Here is a 17335-nt window from a genome sequence, read left to right as displayed (position 1 = left end):
AGGCTTTTTTTCGGCCTCAACAATTCGTGCTATATTCGATAAAACAGGGTTTACCTACACTTACTATCTTACCACACTTTCAAGAGAACACAAACACATTCGATAACTTTTTTTCAAGTGAGAGCAAGTATGTCTTCCGGCTTATTTTTTGTAAGGTTACTCAGGATACTTCTTCCACTTCGGGCGGCTCGATTTTCGAAAGCCCCTCGACTTTATAGATGAAGATTGCGAATTCTCCGCGTGTGATCGGGTCTGTTGCGCCGAACTTGGACGGCGACTTCCCTTGTGTGATCCCGTTTTCCACGAGTGCGCCGACATAAGGGGCGAATCGCGTATTCACATCGCTGAACGGGAGAGGGGCGACCGACAATTTCAGGTCGTATGCGGATGCGATGACCTTCGCCATTTCGTTACGCGTCATCGTATCGGACGTGCCGAATTGTGTCTTAGTCTTCCCGGAAATGACACCGCGGGCTGCCAATGCATTGACAGCCCATGCCCGGTTTTTCGGCACGTCAGTGAACCCGGCATCGGGCAGAGTGCTCGATTCGCTGAAGCCGAGCGCTTTTGCGACCATGACAGCTGCATCGATCCGTTTGATGGACAGGTTTGTCCCGAATGAGGTGCTGCTGACACCTTGGGCATAATTGTGGCTGACGAGGTAGTCGACTTCAGTTTTATAGCGGGACCCGACATCGGTGAAGGCGGCGAGTGAAACGGACGCCTGCAGTGTGAATGCAAGCATGCCGGCTGCCGCAGCGGTAAACAGTTTTTTTTTCAAATCAGTGTTCCTCCTTTGAATCTGTCGCTTTGCCCCAGTTTACTAGTTTTTGCCGGCTGTGCAAAGGGGCAAAGGAATCATGGGTCCGATCCGCCGGCTGCTGGCGGAGGTGTATCGGACAGATCACCGGAGATATCGGACACTTGGCGCGTCGTATCGGACAAATCGCCGAATATATCGGCAGCCTGACACAATTCACCGCAGGCCGGCCGGCTGATCAGGCATGCCGGCCGGCGTTCTGTGCTATACTGCATCTATTGAAGAAGGACAGGAGAGGATCCCATGAAACCAGTCAAGAAAGTGATCATCCCGGCGGCAGGGCTCGGCACCCGGTTCCTGCCGGCGACCAAAGCGATGCCGAAGGAGATGCTGCCGATCGTCGATATGCCGACCATCCAGTACATCGTCGAGGAAGCGATCGAATCGGGTATCGAGGACATCATCATCGTAACAGGGAAAGGCAAACGGGCGATCGAGGACCATTTCGACAATGCACTCGAGCTGGAAGAGAACCTCATGCAGAAGGAAAAATATGATCTGCTGGAAAAGGTCAAAGAATCCGCGGCGGTCGACATCCATTATATCCGCCAGAAAGAGCCGCTCGGCCTCGGACATGCCATCTGGTGCGCGCGGAACTTCATCGGTGACGAGCCGTTCGGTGTGCTGCTCGGCGACGACATCATCCGCAGTGACAAGCCGGCGCTCAAACAGCTGATCGAGCAGTACGAAGCGACCGGTTCGAGCATCATCGGCGTCAAGGAAGTGCCGCACGAAGACATCCATCGGTACGGCGTCATCGACCCGGTCACGACGGATTCCCGCCTCATGCAAGTCCGCAATTTCGTCGAGAAACCGAGCCAGGACGAAGCGCCATCCGACTTCGCGATTGTCGGGCGCTATGTGCTGACGCCGGAAATCTTCAACATTCTGGATGAAAAACAGATCGGCAAAGGCGGCGAGATCCAGCTGACCGATGCGATCGAAAAACTGAACACGCAGCAGGATGTCTATGGGTATGCGTTCGAAGGGCGCCGGTTCGACGTCGGAGAGAAGCTCGGTTTCATCGAAACGACGATGACGTTCGCACTGGAACGGGATGATCTGAAGTCGGACGTCCTCGACCTGATGGAACGGCTGCTTGCAGACTACAAAGCGAAAACGGAATAATAAGCTGCAATAGAAAAACCGCATGGTGTCAGGATCACTCCCCTGATACCATGCGGTTTCTTCATTCCTACAGCACGAGACAGACGGCGCCGGCCATGATAAGCACGACACCTGCAATCTTGCGCTTCGTGATCGGTTCGCCGAGCAGCACATAGGACAGGATGAACGTCCAGATGTACGTGATCGACGTCAGCGGGAATACTATCGTGTATGCCATATAGCGCAGTGCGAAAATATTGAGCACAGCGCCTGCGCCGTAACTGAGCAGCCCGATGATCAGACGGCGGATCAGCGCCGGACGTTCAAACTTCAGATCGGTGCCGGACGCGAGTTTCAGGAAATAGCCTCCGAAAGCGCCGCACCATGTCATGACGAGCAGCATCAATGCAAGCAGCCAGTTAATGACTGTCACCCCCTACGAGCCAGACGCCGGCCAGGATGAGGACCGTGCCGGCCAGCAGCGGAAGGCTGAGCGGTTCATTCAGGAAGGCGACACCGTAGATGAGGGCGATCACGTAGCCGACCGTCAGCAGCGGATGGAGCACGGACAGCCGGCCGAAACGGAAGGCGACGGTCATCAGGACAGCGCCGAGACCGTACAGCACGAATCCGGCCCACAAGTGCCAGTCGAACAGTCCGCCGCCGGCAGCGAGTTTCCAGAAAAACTGTCCGCTCGCTGTGCTGAACGCGGCTGCAATCATCAGTACGATGCCGATCGGTGAAGTCGTGCGGGTCTCAGTCATCGTCAGTCACCTCCATCGGTTCAAATGGCACGAGGCTGATCAGCAGGAATGGCAGCATGATCATCGAATTGGCCAGCAAGTACCGGAAATCCTGTGCCGGGATGCCGACAAACACGGCTCCCGTATTCAATGCGACCGGCAGCAGCAGCAGCCATGCACGCCAGTTGTTGCGCAAGTAGGCGATATACGTGAACAGCAGGGCAAGTGCTGTATAGAAGGCCGGGCGCCACAGGAACGGGATGGACTCATCCGCGTCTTTCAGATAATTGTACGCATGGAGACGGCGTTCTTCATTCAGCACAGGGTTGACGAGCCCATACTCGTTATTCCGGTAGATATGCGTCACGTATTTGCTCGTATACCCGTCTTCCGGCTGGTTGATCTGCCAGACGAGCGATGTCTGTCTGAACAGCGCGCCCGCTGCGATCTCCGGATTCTGTTTCACGAGCTGGAGATACGTCCGCCCGTACCGGCCCCAGTCGTCATAGATCGTGAACCGGTTGTAGTCGCCCCACGAGAACTTGATGGAGTCGACGCTGTACGGGTTGTATTTCTCATGCCACTTGTCGATCGGGAAGATCCGGTTGACGTAGTCCCTCTGTTTGTCCGTGATGTCCCCGCCTTCCGTCACGATGGCCGCGATCTGCTGTGTCGGGATGCTCAGCATCTCCTGCGGGTCGGACGGATGGACTTCAAGTTTCGTATAGACGGGATGGACGACAATCTGATAGATGAGCACCATCACAGCTGCCACCGGGAACAGCTTGAGCCAGTACGGCCGATACATGATGAGGATGAAGGCCGTCACGATCAGGAATACCGGGAAGCCGTTATGACGGAAAAACATCACCATGAAGCCGGTCAGCGCGTACAGGGCGAGGAACGGCCATCCGGCGAGCACCCGTCCGCCCGTCCGCACGATCTTGAACATGAGGATCGAGAACAGGAACAGGGCGGCACTGTAAGCGACATCTTTCCAGAGGGTGATGGAAGAGATCGCATGGACCGGACTGATCGCGAAAACGATCAGCACGAGCCAGATCGCCCATTTCGGCACCCGGGCTTCCTCCAGCGCGCGGCCGGTGACACCGGCAGCCGCACTGATCAGAAGGATCTGGAAGATCGCGACGATGGCAGGCGACTTCCAGATGGACAGCAGAACGCTCAGAAGCATCGTATGGACAACCGGATGCCAGTCCGTATATTTGTGTGTCAGCGCCTGATCCCATTGCGCCAGTGAATCCGGCGTCATCGCACCCGGATAGAAAGCTGCCAGGAAATAGGCGGAGACGAGCAGGGTGGGGAGGGCATACAGCAACACTTTCCAGACGGAAACCCGCTGACCCTTCGGCTGCAGCCGCACGGAAAGCGCTCCGTAAATGATGGCAGTAACAATGGCCAGCACCCCGAGCGTGACACCGAGCCAGACGGCCAGGATGACGACGATATGGTTATCGGTCAGGAACGGCTGCTCCCCGCGGATGCTCGCGGCGATGTAAAGCGGGAACAGTATGCCGAATAGAATGTAGCTGATCCGTTTGGCGCGCGTCATCGCCCGAAGCATCGGCCAGAACCGGAGGGCGAGCCAGACGAACACCGCCATGGCTGCGGATACGAGCAGGATCGCCCATACAGGCGTATTCCGGATCGGTGTGAAGAAGAAGATCATCGAGCCGCCGAGATACAGGCCGAGCAGAACGATCACAGCCCAGCGCACAATCTTCATGGGCATGCGCTCACCGTCTTTCCGCAATGCGGTTCAGCTGCAGTTCATAATTTTTGCGGTGCGTGCCCGCGACAGTATCGAGGATCAGCCCGCATGCGAACGACAGCATCGCAAGCATCACGAAGCCGACAGCGAGTATGGCGGAAGGCACTTTGGCGATGAACCCCGTCTGGATGAATTCCACGATGACCGGCGTGCCGGCAGCGAGTCCGAGCACGAGGAAGACAGCCGCCCACACGGAGAAGAACAGCAGTGGCTTGTAATCTTTGAATAAAGTGAAGATCATACGCAGAACTTTCAATCCGTCCGTGACCGTATTCAGTTTTGACTCGCTGCCCTCGGGCCGATCCCGGTAATCGATCGGCACCTCTTTGATGAGGAACCGGTTATCGAGTGCATGGATGGACATCTCGGTCTCGATTTCGAATCCCGGGCTTGTCACCGGCATCGACTTGACGAACAGCCGGTCGAACCCGCGGTAGCCGGTCATGATGTCCGTAATGTTGCTTTTGTACAGCTTATTGATGAGGCCTTTCACAAGGTTGTTGCCGAATCCGTGGAATTTCCGTTTGTTTTCATCGAAATACGTGCCGTTCGACAGGCGGTCGCCGATCACCAGGTTGGCTTCGCCTGTTTCAAGAGGTGCCAGGATCTCGTGCACGAATTCCGCCGGGTATGTATCGTCACCGTCGACCATGATATAGTAGTCTGCTTCGATATCGCGGAACATGGACCGGACGACGTTGCCCTTTCCCTGGCGCGGCTCGAAGCGGACGACTGCCCCATGCGCTCTCGCTACCTCGGATGTACGGTCCGAAGAGTTGTTGTCATAGACATAGATTGTCGCGTCCGGCAATTCACGCCTGAAGTCATCAATGACATTGCCGATCGTCTGCTCTTCGTTGTAACAGGGGACTAAAACTGCAATTTCCATATGTGCTCTCCTTTATTCGTTGTAGCTTAGTGTGCATTTTACCATGAACCGGCCGGTTAATACAGTGCCGCCCGCCGTTCCGGCAGCAGAGAGCGGCGCTTTGAATCCTTTGCTGTCCGCACGGCATCATCGTATACTTGGGGTAGAATGGCTGAAACTGGCTGCAAGCCGGCTGATAAGGAGAGAAACTGCGATGACAGACATCATGACAGCATACGAACAATGGAAGAATGCCGGATTGGAAGAACAGCTGACGTCCGATTTGGAAGCGATTGCAGGGAACGAGAGTGAGATCACCGAACGGTTCTACCGCTGGCTCGAGTTCGGCACAGGGGGCATGCGGGGCATGCTCGGAGCCGGCACGAACCGGATGAACATCCATACGATCCGACGGGTTGCAGAAGGGCTTGCCCGGATGATCGGGCAATACGGACCGGCAGCGAAGCATCGCGGGGCTGCCATCGCGTACGACACACGCCACCAGTCAAAGGGATTCGCGGTGGAAACTGCGCGGGTGCTCGGAGCGCACGGCATCCGCACATTCGTATTCGCCGAGCCGCGGCCGACGCCGCAGCTGTCGTATGCGATCCGCGAACTGGACGCATTCAGCGGCGTAGTCATCACAGCGAGCCACAATCCGAAAGAGTACAACGGCTTCAAAGTGTACGGGGAAGACGGAGGGCAGCTGCCTCCGGAGAAAGCGGATGCGATCGTTGCTTATATGGGAGAAATCGATGATCTGTTTGCGATCCCGGTACTCGATGAGGATGAGCTGAAAGCCGGAGGGCTGATGACAATCCTCGCCGAAGGGATCGATGAAACGTACCAGAAGCAGCTGAAGCGCCTGAAATACGGCGATTTCCCGCGGGACGATGTCAAGATCGTCTATACACCGATCCATGGGACAGGCAGCGTGCCGGTCCAGCAGGCGCTTGAGAACTTCGGCTATACACAGGTCACGGTCGTGCCGGAACAGGAACAGCCGGATCCCGACTTTTCGACAGTGCCATATCCGAATCCTGAAGAAAAGGAGGCATTCCGGCTTGCCATCCAGCTCGGCGCGAAAGAGGACGCGGATCTGCTGCTGGCAACGGATCCTGACGCCGACCGTCTCGGCGCAGCCATCGCCCTGCCGACCGGCGGCTATGATCTTCTGACAGGGAACCAGCTCGGCGCACTGCTGCTGCGCTATCTGCTTGAACAGCGAAAGCAGGCGGGCACGCTGCCGGACAACGGACTGCTGCTGAAGACGATCGTGACATCCGAGATGGGAAAAGAGATTGCAGCACGATATGGAGTGAAGACGGAAGACACGCTGACCGGCTTCAAGTACATTTCCGAGAAGATCGAAGAATATGCGGACTCCGGGGAGTATGAATTCCTGTTCGGCTACGAAGAAAGCTACGGCTATCTGGCGGCCGATTTCGTCCGGGACAAGGATGCCGTCCAGGCCGCAGTCCTCGCTGCGGAAGCGGCAGCCTACTACAAGAGCCTCGGCAGTTCTTTGCATGCGGAACTGCAGGCCCTCTATAAGGAAGTCGGCTATTACCGGGAAGGGCTGCAATCCATCACCGTTCCGGGAAAAGAAGGGACGGAGACGATTGCCAGGCTGATGGATTCGTTCCGTGCCGATCCGCCGGAAGAGATTGCGGGACAGCAGGTGGCAGCTGTCGAGGATTACGAGACAGGTATCATCCGGAACGCCGACGGAGCCGAAACAACGACCGGACTGCCGCGGGCGAATGTCCTGAAATTCCAGCTCGCCGATGGGTCCTGGTGCTGCATCAGGCCGTCCGGCACCGAACCGAAATGCAAGTTCTATATTGGCGTCTGTGCAGAAACGGGCATGGAAGCCGTAAAAAAGCGGGACGCACTCGAGATTGCCATGGCGGCGCTCACGGAGGAACGGCGCAAGTGAATCGGCAACTGCTGTGTTGGATGAAAACCGTATGGACCGGGCGTATGCACACCGGCTCCCTGCGGTTTTTCTTTATGGAAACAGAAGGAGGTATTTTCGTCCGTATATAGCATTCCTAGATGTTATTTTCTGTGAATTAGAAGTTTTTATATGTATGAAAATATGAAACTATATTTCAGGGGAGTTACGAGTCTGGAAATATTGACATGTACCCGTAATGTTTACCTGTATGCATTTAGAGGGTAGTGTCGTATAATAGATTCCTATTCTTCTTTTGAGGGGATAGAATCGAAGTTCCGCTAAGAAAGGAAGATATTTCATTATGAAAAAAACTACTAACTATTCGAAATTCGTTGCAAGCGCAGCGACAGCGACACTCGTTGCGTCCGCAGTCGTGCCGGCAGCATTCGCACAAGATATGAAATTCACGGACGTAGGCGACCGTTACAAAGAGGCTGTCACCTTCCTGTCTGAAAACAACATTACACAAGGGATCAGTGACACACAGTTCGGCACACAGCAGAGCATCAAACGTGTAGACGTGGCGGTTCTCCTCGCAAAAGCGACACTGACAACAGAAGAAATCGAAAGCGCACCGGCATCAGGCTTCTCGGATGTCCCATCACGCGCAGTGAAATATGTGAATGCATTGAAAGCGAAAGGCATCGCGAACGGGAAGACAACGACATCATTTGGCGCAAACTCTCCGATCACACGCGGTGAAGCGGCAATCATGCTGTCGAAAGCATATGGCATCGAAGGCGATGCAGCGAACGTCAGCTTCAGCGACGTAGCACCGCGCTACAAAGATGCGGTCGCAGCACTGGTCGACAACAATATCACGAACGGGAAAACAGCAAACCGCTTCGGCACTGTCGATTCAATCACACGCGGCGAACTGGCCATCTTCCTGTACAAACTCGAAACACGCGACGAAACTCCGGCTCCTGAACTCAAAGTCGAAGGCGTCGAAGCTGTCAGCGCAACACAAGTCCAAGTGAAATTCACAGACGCTGTCAACCCGGCAACCCTCTTTGCTAACGCAAAAACTGGAGAGTTCAAGGATGGCGTGTTCACGATGTCACGTGTGGGCAATGCCAATGAAACAGGCGAACTGACAGGGATGCTCTCGACTGACGGTAAAACACTGACTGTACAGACAAAGAATGCCCTGGAAGGCAAATACACTGTTATTGCTAACGGATTGAAAACAATGGATAACAAAGATATCGAGAAGTATCAGGAAATCGTTACCATTGCTAAAGATGAAAAGGCACCGACGGTCGTATCTGTCGACAAAGTAAACGCCTCCCAATACAATGTCGTCTTCTCTGAACCTATGAAAGATCTCGGAACACTTCGTTATACTAATGAAAACGGCACAGTATACGGTGATGACAATATAGACAACTCTTTCAATTCTGGTGACAGTGAAGTGCTCTTCACGTTGCCTTCTGGCATGGACGCTGGCAAGAAGGTGAACGTGGAATTTGCAAATGCGAAAGATATGGCGGACAACACCATTGCTGCTAATTCGGCAACTGCCACATTCACTAAAGGTGAAAAGGACGGCACACCGCCGACAGTAGGTAACATCGCACAGACAGGCGCTAAAGAATTCACTGTGGAATTCTCGGAGCAGCTAGCAGGCAAGCCTGAAATTAATCTGTCGGGGGGTACTGTGAAGACTGTCGAAAAAGACGTTTCGAACCCATTGAAATATGTAGTAACTACCAATGAAGTGCTCGATGGATCTCTAACTGTCACAGTTAACAACTACACTGATTTAAGTGGAGAAACAGGCGCAGAATCATCACGCCTTATCACATTCACAAAAGACACTGCTGCGCCTGAAGTGACTTCAACTAAGGTCATCAAAGACAAAGACGGCGACAAAGAATTGCTGGAAATCACTTTCGACAAAAAAGTAAATGTCTCAGAGGATTCAAAAGTGAAAATTGCCGGAACATATCTTCGTACAGACGGAGTTACGCAGAATGTAAATAAATCTGCGGTTGTAGCAAAAGTTGAAGATGACGCTGCTAAAGTAGTTGTGGAATTGGGTACTCTATTAAATGATGCCGATTCAGAAGGCGCAAAATATAATGTCAATCTCTCATTCGAAAACGTGGCATCAGCTTATAACGTAAATGCAGCTTCAAAAGATGTAACGTTCACACGTGGTAAAGATGCTGCGGCAGAGAATGCTGAACTGGTGAAGGTAACAAAAATCGAGCAAGACGCGGATGATAACACAAAAGTGAACGTTACGTTTGATAAGAAAGTAGACGGAAGCACTGCATTGAACACAGCAAACTATTCGATCAATGGAGTAGCTGTGCAAAGTGTCACTCTCAACGAAGTCGTAGAGGGTGATGATGAAACAGTTGCACAAACAGCAGTACTCCAGTTGGCACCCGGTTCAATTGATGAAACAGGGAAACGTTATGTGACAGTCAAAAATATCAAGGCTGAAGGTTCAACAAAAGCCATGGAATCTGATACAAGGAAGGTAACTTTCAACGAAAACGTTGCACCTGTAATTGAATCCGCAGTTATGACTGTTAATGGCACAATTGATTTGACATTCTCCGAGGCCGTTACAGGATCGCCAATCAATATGGAGATTTTGGCAGGCGATAAGACTGTCGCTAAGAAAGTCAAAACAACGCTAAATTCTAAAGATAAAACTAAAGCTACTGCGGTAGTGACTGGCGGTTTCTCTGAAGAAGAGTTAGCACAAACAATTACTATCCAGCCTGCAGCTGGCAACAAACTGACTGATGGAGTAGGAAATACACTCACTACAGGTGCTACAGTGAAAAGATCACGATAATGTGTAGCGATGAATATCCTGCTTAAAACACACTGGTAAAACAATAACAAAAAAAGCGGGCCGGCTCTGTCAACTCAGAGCCGGCCCGCTTTTATTCTTCTTACAACTTATACTTCGCATTCTGATGCTCCACCCGTGCATCATCGAGAAACTTCTCCTGTTCCGCCGCATCATTTTGCTCCGGCAGAATTTCACCGGTGTCCATCCGCTTGCCGATGTCCTCGGTCAGATTGCCGGCATCGTGGTCGGCCATATCCCAGAAGTCGCCTTTGTCAACGTATAACAGGAACGAGCCATTTTCAACCGCTGCAATGTAGCGGTCGGCTTCGTCTTCGGTCAGGTCCATGCGGTGCAGCGCTTTGCGCGCTGGCTGCTCGTCACTCAAGAATGACGTGAACCGGTCCCACCAAGAGGCTTCGGTTTCCTGGATTTCCGCATCTGTGCGGCCGCGGACAATGGACACATCCTCCTTGTCCTTCGTGACGACATACATATTTTCCTCTGCAATCCCCATGCGGTGAAGTTCATTGATTTTTTCGAGTAATTCCGTCTCACTTTCAAATATACCTGCGAATTCTCTGTTCATCTATCAGTTCCTCCATTCGTCGGTCTCTCATACTGAGTCCTTGCCCTTTCTCGGAAGACTTGAAACAAATTGAAAAAAGATGCCCATCTGGCAATGGATGGACATTCTGGAGTCCGTCAGTCTGCCAGCTGATCCCGATGGTATTCGGAAAACTGGGTGACCCGGACATTGGCTGTATTCAGTTCATGGTAGATCCCCCGGCTGTCCCAGAACGAAATGTACCGGTCGCGTTCGCTTGCGAGCAGCGCCACGACATCCTCGGCATTGTCATAATGGACAAACCGGCGGATGTAATGGTCCTCATCGAAGAAATAGGTGATCTTGTACTCCTGCATACGTCAGCATCCTTTCTACAGGGATTCCATGGCGTTTTCAGCGTGTGGTCCGGCGTGTTCTGCGCGGTGTGAACAGCCGGATCACGGTCAGGAAGACGATTGCGCCCGACAGATCGAGCGCGACATCCTGCCAGGTGGCGGTCCTGCCGCCTGTCAGTGACTGATGGAATTCATCCGCAGAGGCGGCAGCGAACGACAGCAGCAGCGCCAGGAAGAAACGGAGGCGCATCTTCGGCAGCAGCCAGTACAGGACGGCGGCCAGTACGCCGAATGTGAAGAAGTGCGCCGCTTTGCGGATCAGGAATTCGAGGAAATAGTAATAGCCCCGTTCCTCCACGGAGATGGTTTTCCCCCAATAGGGGATTTCCAGCTTGGACAGCGGCCCTTCGAGAGGCCGGTCCGGCAGCAGACGCTCCAGGTCCGGAACGATCGTCTGTTGGTCGTATGTCTGGCTGGAAGAGATGAAGAGACCGGCAATGATACCGATGAGCAGTAGGGCGACAAGTTTTTTCATGGTGCGAGTATACCATAATTGCTGATTCTTTGCAGACACTTCCGGGCCGTCCGCCTGAATCTGCCAAGTTAGCAAACAGGCCGGAAAGGGAATAGGAGGAGCAACTACTTCAACCATTGAAACGGGGAAACACGATGAAACGGCTACTCTATTTCGACTGGCTGCGTATTCTGGCGGCAGTTGCAGTTGTTGTCATCCATGTCTCGGCAGGTGTCGTGACGGACCGCTCGCAAAATTATACAAGTCCCTGGATGGCCGGGAACTTCTACGAATCCCTCAGCAGATGGGCCGTGCCGATGTTCGTCATGATCAGCGGGGCACTGATGCTCAGCAGCCGCAGGGAGATCCCGACAGCCGAGTTCCTGAAGAAACGGATGGGCAAGATCGTCATTCCGCTGCTGATCTGGAGTGTGATCTACTATGCCAATGAAGTCCGTAAAGGGGCATACAGCTTTTCCATGTCCGATTTTGTGGAGAGGCTCGCGACGGGGGATATCATGTATCATCTCTGGTTCCTTTACATGATTGCCGGACTCTATCTCATCACACCGCTGCTCAAGGTGCTTGTCCGGAATGCAAAGAGGACGGATATCGAATATTTCCTGATTCTCTGGCTGATCGCTTCCGTCATCATGCACTGGATGACGTACATGGTCGGCTACCGGATTGAAATCGAACTCTTATTCGTCTCGCATTACGTCGGGTATTACATGCTCGGCTATTATCTATTCACCTATGATCTGCGTCCCGCCGTCCGGAAACTCATCTATGCCGGCGGACTGGCCGGCTGGCTGATCACATTCTTCATGACGTACCGTGGATCGGTTTCGAGTGATGACCCGCTCGAGTACTTCTGGTATGACGAGCACTCACCGAACGTCTTCCTGATCACGATAGCCCTGTTCGTCCTGTTCAAGTACACGGCAGTCGGCAGGACGCCGCTGCCCTGGGTCGGCAAAGTGATCAGTGAAGCGAGCTTCGGCATTTACCTGATCCATGTCCTCGTCATGCAGACGCTCCATGAGAAGTTCGATTTCGTCTGGTTCAATCTTCACCCGGCAATCGGAATCCCGTATAAGACGGTGCTTGTCGTTGCAATCAGCACGATTCTCGTCTATATCATCAAGAAAGTGCCTGTACTCAGGGGGATGATACCGTAAGTGATTGTGCTGTACATGCAGCAGGCACCCTTCAAATCTGAAGTTTTCCTATGTTTATAGTTTCCTTGAGGTGGGTAGAAACTACCTGAGCGCTGGAATAGGATAACGAACCTATCTGCGAGGCAGATAGGTTTTGTTCTGTTTTATTCGAAAGAAAAGACGCGTCCATAAACCATAGAGGAGCACAATGGATGAAATTCATCGACTATCTTAAAACTAGGCACGAATTAAAACCCGGCGTCCGCCCGTTATCCGACGTGTCGGCAGAGCAGTACGACAACCGGCTGCATAACTTGAAACGGCACGGGATCTATTCAGAGGAACGGGAAATCACGGATGGGATGCTGGAACAGATCGACAGGATCTATAAAAACGGGCAAAATCACTATCCCCGGGCTATGGCATACTATATCGAATTTCTGAATTACCTTGACGATCACAAAAACGAACCGTCACCAAATTAGCCGCACGGTTCTCACCGGTATGCCGTCTTCCTGTCTCACATTTCCTTTAAGCCCGCATACACTGTCAGGGATAAAGCGAATTGGAGGAGATAGCATGACAAACCAGAACTGGACGGAACCGAACCCCTATTGGGCAAACCACTGGCAGAACCCCCAATACCGGCGGATCTCGATGGAACAGGCCATGTCTGCTGCGCTGCAGCAAGTGCCGGGCCAGGTCGTCAAAGCAGAACTGGAATATGAACACGGCACCCTGATCTACGAAGTGGAGATCCGGACTGTGGAAGGCCACAAATTCGAAGTGGAAGTGGACGCCAATACCGGGCGTGTGCTGCGTGTGAAACCTGACTGATATACTAGTCGCCGATGAGCAATAACTGTTCATCGGCGGCTTTTTTAGTTAATTACATTAATCCACGTGAAGTAACTTATTAAAACCCGATTATACAAAAGTTCAAAAACTTCAATTAAGGGGTTGTAATGAGATTGATTGTGTAATAAAATATTAGAAAATATTGAATTTTGGGAGAGTGGTAATTTGACTGCAGATCGATTAGTCATTGCAGAAAGAGGAGGGTATCAGGAGAGCGCACACGACGGCCACATTGCCGTGGTGGATCCGAACGGAAATCTGCTTTATAGCTGCGGCGATCCAGAGCGGGCGACATTTGCCCGTTCTTCTATGAAACCGCTTCAGACGATTCCTCTTATTGAAACCGGAGCTGCTGACTACTATCAGTTAAGTGCGGCAGATATTTCGCTCGCCTGTGCTTCCCACAATGGCGAAGAACAGCACACATCCAGAGTGAAGGATATTCTGGGCAGACTCGATCTTGAGGTAGAGGATCTGAAATGCGGCACCCACCCGCCTAGATGGAAAGACACTTACGAGCAAGTGATCAAGTCTGAGACCCCTATAACACCTGTGTATAACAACTGTTCAGGAAAACATAGCGGTATGCTGACCACCGCCAAATATATGGGAGAGTCTACCGAGGATTATTATGTTCTGGAGCATCCCGTACAGCAGCGGATCCTTGAAGTGATCAGCGATCTTTCAGAGGTGCCGGTCAGTGAGATTGAAATCGGAATTGACGGGTGCGGTGTTCCGGTCCATGGAATTCCTCTCGATCGTCTGGCGTTATGTTTTGCAAAAATGTCGAAACCGGACACCTTTCCTGAAAAGCGGAAGCAGGCGATTGAAACGATTACTTCTTCTATGATGGCAGTGCCTGAAATGGTTGGGGGGACCGACCGATTCTGTACAGATTTCATGAAAGTGATGGGCGGCAGGATGTTCGGTAAAGCTGGTGCTGAAGGCGTCTACTGTATAGGCGATCTTGAAAGCGGTATCGGAATTGCCATCAAAATTGAAGACGGCAATGGACGTGCTGCCTATCCTGCAGCAGTTGAAGTACTGAAGCAATTAGGATTACTGACGGAACAGCAGGAAGAGAAACTGGCATCCTATCATCACCCTGAACTGCGGAATGCGCGTGAAGAAGTCATCGGGCATTTGGAACCCGCTTTTAAATTGAAAAAGGCAACATGCACTTTATCATAAGAAACCAAAAGGGGAGAAGAAGATGAAAAAGACGTATGGCTGGTTGTCCGCATTTGCTCTGATATTGCTGCTTGTGCTTGCTGGATGCAGCGATTCCGGCAAAGAGGGAAGCGCGGAAGGAAGTGGGGGGGACGGCAAGAAGGCTGTCAAAGAAGGGAATGACCTGGTGATCGCAGTTGCGGATAACTTCACGACGCTGGATCCTCACGATACGAATGACACTTTGTCCAACTCAGCAGAGAAGACCATGATGGAAGGGCTTCTTGGCTTCGATGAAAACATGAATGTAATTCCGCTGCTGGCCGAGGAGTATGATGCGAATGATGAAGCTACGGAGTTTACATTCAAATTGCGTGAGAATGTAAAGTTTCATGATGGGACTCCTTTCAACGCCGAAGCTGTCAAAGTCAATTTCGACAGATTGGCGGATCCGGATAGCGGATTGAAGCGTCACAGTCTGTTTGCTTTGATCCAATCCACTGAGGTAATCAGTGATTACGAAGTTAAATTCACACTGTCTGAACCATTTGGTGCCATGATCAATACATTTGCTCACCCGGCTGCACTGATCCACAGTCCGAAGGCTCTTGAAGAGTATGGAAAGGACGTCGGCAAGCATCCAGTAGGGACCGGGCCTTTCAAGTTTGTCGAGTGGAAACCGAGCGAAGGGCTGAAGATCGAAAAGAATACGGATTATTGGAACGAAGGATATCCGAAGGTCGATGCAATTACATTCAAGCCCGTTTCCGAAAACGGTTCACGGATTGCCATGCTGCAGACAGGAGAAGCCGATTTCATCTATCCTGTACCGACAGAGCAGGTGGAAGGGGTAAACGGGAAAAACGGTATCGAAGTTGAAAGCAAGCCGTCCATCGTCGTCCGCTATATGGCGATGAACACAATGAAGGAGCCATACAATGACATAAAAGTCAGACAGGCTCTGAACTACGCTATCGACAAAGATGCTTTCATCAAAGTCGTCATGAACGGACAGGGCGAAAAGCTGGATTCGGTCATCGCGCCTGATGTCCAATTCTACTCGAAGCAGGAGCTGTATGACTTTAACCTTGAGAAAGCGAAAGAGCTTCTGAAGGAAGCGGGCGTTAAAGAAGGTATGAAAGCGAAACTGTGGGGCGGCAATAGCTCCAGCACAGTGAAAGCTATGGAATTCCTTCAGCAGCAGCTGGCAGCTGTCGGCTTCGATGTGGAAGTGGTACCGATGGAATCAGGTACGCTGTCAGACAAGATCTGGTCTGTCCAAAATGCGGATGATGCGGAACTTGAGCTGTACTATGGCGGCTGGTCGCCATCGACAGGTGATGCCGATTGGGGAATCCGTCCGCTTGTCGGTGGAGAAGATGCCTTCCCTCCGAAGTCCTATAATGTTTCGTACTATGATAATGATGAAGTGAATAAGCTCATCAGTGCAGGCCTGCAAACAGCGAACGAAGATGACCGGGCAAAAGCATATGAAGATGTCCAAAAACTTATTTGGGATGATGCTCCGTGGGTGTTCCTGTCAGCGGACAATACGCTTGCCGGCAAGAAAAATTATCTGAAGGGTGTATACCTGCTTCCAGATGGCTCTTTGAGCGTCTCTGAGGCTGAGATCGAGTAAGGATGGATACGGGGGGCGCTGATGCTCAGCGCTCCTTCTTTATCTAAAAGGGAGGTCTGTACATGCTGCGGTTTCTTGGTAAACGATTATTGCAAGTCATCCCGATACTCATTCTGGTTTCGATTTTCATCTTCTTGTTTGTACATATGATACCCGGCGATCCGGCAAGACTCGTGGCGGGGGAAGATGCGACGATCGAAGATGTGGAAATGGTGCGGAAAGAACTCGGACTCGATAAACCGGTCACTGAACAATATTTCACCTATATGAAAAACCTTTTCAAAGGTGATTTCGGAAACTCCCTCAAAACGAACCGATCCGTCAGTTATGAAATTGGTGAACGATTCATGCCCACTTTCTGGCTGACCGTATGGAGTATGTTATGGGCAGTTGCAGTCGGACTGTTCATCGGCGTGGTTTCTGCCACCAAACGCAATAAGTGGCAGGATTATCTTGGTATGTTCGGTGCTGTATCAGGATTGTCACTGCCTTCTTTCTGGCTCGGTCTGATGCTGATCCAGCTGTTCGCAGTTACACTCGGCTGGCTTCCAAGCGGCGGGATGGAGTCGTGGAAGAGTTATATTCTTCCCGCATTCACACTCGGAACAGGAGTGGCTGCGGTGGTCGCGAGGTTTACGCGGTCCTCGCTGATGGACGTATTGAAAGAGGACTATATCCGTACCGGGCGTTCGAAAGGATTGAATGAAAGAAAAATCACATGGGGGCATGGATTACGGAATGCGCTGATTCCCGTGGTGACGATGACAGGACTGCAGTTCGGATTTCTTTTAGGTGGTTCCGTCGTCATCGAATCTGTGTTCAGCTGGCCGGGGCTCGGCAAATTGCTGATCGACTCCGTCGCATATCGTGACTATCCGGTGATCCAGGCTGAAATGCTGATCTTTGCCTTGGAGTTCATCCTGATCAATCTGGTGGTCGATTTGCTGTATGGCGTTTTGAATCCGCAAATCCGCTATGAATAGGAGGGT

Annotated in this window: 17 protein-coding genes; 9 read left to right on the top strand and 8 right to left on the bottom strand. The window is 52.0% G+C overall.

Annotated elements, in window-relative coordinates; all coding sequences use genetic code 11:
- Positions 1 to 160: 160 nt before the first annotated feature.
- The gene (locus QWT68_RS08940) at positions 161 to 781 is read right to left on the bottom strand and encodes an S-layer homology domain-containing protein (protein WP_290147947.1); all 621 of its coding nucleotides are present in this window, start codon (positions 779 to 781) and stop codon (positions 161 to 163) included.
- A gap of 282 nt (positions 782 to 1063) precedes the next feature.
- Here QWT68_RS08940 and galU point away from each other — a divergent pair, with 282 nt between their 5' ends.
- Positions 1064 to 1948 carry a UTP--glucose-1-phosphate uridylyltransferase GalU gene (gene galU / locus QWT68_RS08935; protein WP_040287337.1) on the top strand — a complete coding sequence of 295 codons (885 nt, stop codon included), beginning with the start codon at positions 1064 to 1066 and terminating at the stop codon, positions 1946 to 1948.
- Positions 1949 to 2015: 67 nt separating this feature from the next.
- Here galU and QWT68_RS08930 read toward each other — a convergent pair whose 3' ends face one another.
- From QWT68_RS08930 to QWT68_RS08915, 4 genes are read right to left on the bottom strand one after another with little or no spacing between them, the layout of a single operon-like run.
- A complete protein-coding gene (locus QWT68_RS08930; protein WP_244898712.1) occupies positions 2016 to 2360 on the bottom strand; it encodes an EamA family transporter in 345 nt (114 codons plus the stop codon).
- Positions 2347 to 2691 (bottom strand): DMT family transporter, encoded by a 345-nt coding sequence (locus QWT68_RS08925; RefSeq protein ID WP_290147944.1) that lies wholly within the window; start codon positions 2689 to 2691, stop codon positions 2347 to 2349. Before QWT68_RS08925 ends, QWT68_RS08930 begins: the two co-directional genes overlap by 14 nt.
- Positions 2684 to 4417 carry a DUF6020 family protein gene (locus QWT68_RS08920; RefSeq protein ID WP_290147942.1) on the bottom strand — a complete coding sequence of 578 codons (1734 nt, stop codon included), beginning with the start codon at positions 4415 to 4417 and terminating at the stop codon, positions 2684 to 2686. Before QWT68_RS08920 ends, QWT68_RS08925 begins: the two co-directional genes overlap by 8 nt.
- Before the next feature lie 10 nt (positions 4418 to 4427).
- Positions 4428 to 5351: a glycosyltransferase family 2 protein gene (locus QWT68_RS08915; RefSeq protein ID WP_040287335.1), complete on the bottom strand. Its 924-nt coding sequence runs from the start codon at positions 5349 to 5351 to the stop codon at positions 4428 to 4430.
- Positions 5352 to 5544: 193 nt separating this feature from the next.
- Between QWT68_RS08915 and QWT68_RS08910 the strand changes: the two genes are divergently transcribed.
- Positions 5545 to 7269 (top strand): phospho-sugar mutase, encoded by a 1725-nt coding sequence (locus QWT68_RS08910; protein WP_040287334.1) that lies wholly within the window; start codon positions 5545 to 5547, stop codon positions 7267 to 7269.
- A 322-nt stretch (positions 7270 to 7591) separates the two neighbouring features.
- Entirely contained in the window at positions 7592 to 10105 is a 2514-nt protein-coding gene (locus tag QWT68_RS08905) for an S-layer homology domain-containing protein (protein ID WP_290147938.1), read from the top strand.
- Positions 10106 to 10205: 100 nt separating this feature from the next.
- Here the strand turns inward: QWT68_RS08905 and QWT68_RS08900 are convergent, their stop codons facing one another.
- From QWT68_RS08900 to QWT68_RS08890, 3 genes are all read right to left on the bottom strand, one after another.
- Positions 10206 to 10691, bottom strand: a complete 486-nt coding sequence (locus tag QWT68_RS08900; protein ID WP_290147937.1) for a YflT domain-containing protein — start codon at positions 10689 to 10691, stop codon at positions 10206 to 10208.
- Between the two features lie 116 nt (positions 10692 to 10807).
- Positions 10808 to 11026, bottom strand: a complete 219-nt coding sequence (locus QWT68_RS08895) for a hypothetical protein (RefSeq protein WP_040287332.1) — start codon at positions 11024 to 11026, stop codon at positions 10808 to 10810.
- A 37-nt stretch (positions 11027 to 11063) separates the two neighbouring features.
- Positions 11064 to 11540, bottom strand: coding sequence for a VanZ family protein (locus QWT68_RS08890; RefSeq protein ID WP_290147935.1), 477 nt, complete (start codon positions 11538 to 11540; stop codon positions 11064 to 11066).
- A 134-nt stretch (positions 11541 to 11674) separates the two neighbouring features.
- On the opposite strand from QWT68_RS08890, the gene QWT68_RS08885 reads away from it, so the two are divergent.
- The 6 genes from QWT68_RS08885 (at position 11675) to gsiC (ending at position 17329) form a co-directional block, all read left to right on the top strand.
- Complete coding sequence (locus QWT68_RS08885; RefSeq protein ID WP_290147934.1) at positions 11675 to 12700, top strand: acyltransferase; 1026 nt, start codon at positions 11675 to 11677, stop codon at positions 12698 to 12700.
- Positions 12701 to 12891: 191 nt separating this feature from the next.
- Positions 12892 to 13164: a hypothetical protein gene (locus QWT68_RS08880; RefSeq protein WP_040287330.1), complete on the top strand. Its 273-nt coding sequence runs from the start codon at positions 12892 to 12894 to the stop codon at positions 13162 to 13164.
- A gap of 94 nt (positions 13165 to 13258) precedes the next feature.
- Positions 13259 to 13516, top strand: coding sequence for a PepSY domain-containing protein (locus tag QWT68_RS08875; protein ID WP_290147931.1), 258 nt, complete (start codon positions 13259 to 13261; stop codon positions 13514 to 13516).
- A gap of 186 nt (positions 13517 to 13702) precedes the next feature.
- Entirely contained in the window at positions 13703 to 14728 is a 1026-nt protein-coding gene (locus tag QWT68_RS08870) for an asparaginase (RefSeq protein ID WP_040287328.1), read from the top strand.
- A 22-nt stretch (positions 14729 to 14750) separates the two neighbouring features.
- Positions 14751 to 16346: a glutathione ABC transporter substrate-binding protein gene (locus tag QWT68_RS08865; RefSeq protein ID WP_040287327.1), complete on the top strand. Its 1596-nt coding sequence runs from the start codon at positions 14751 to 14753 to the stop codon at positions 16344 to 16346.
- Between the two features lie 62 nt (positions 16347 to 16408).
- Positions 16409 to 17329 carry a glutathione ABC transporter permease GsiC gene (gsiC, locus tag QWT68_RS08860; RefSeq protein ID WP_040287326.1) on the top strand — a complete coding sequence of 307 codons (921 nt, stop codon included), beginning with the start codon at positions 16409 to 16411 and terminating at the stop codon, positions 17327 to 17329.
- Positions 17330 to 17335: the final 6 nt, after the last annotated feature.

The sequence above is a fragment of the Sporosarcina trichiuri genome (assembly GCF_030406775.1).
GTDB classification, from domain to species: domain Bacteria; phylum Bacillota; class Bacilli; order Bacillales_A; family Planococcaceae; genus Sporosarcina; species Sporosarcina trichiuri.
This window is presented reverse-complemented; position numbering and strand designations above follow the sequence as displayed.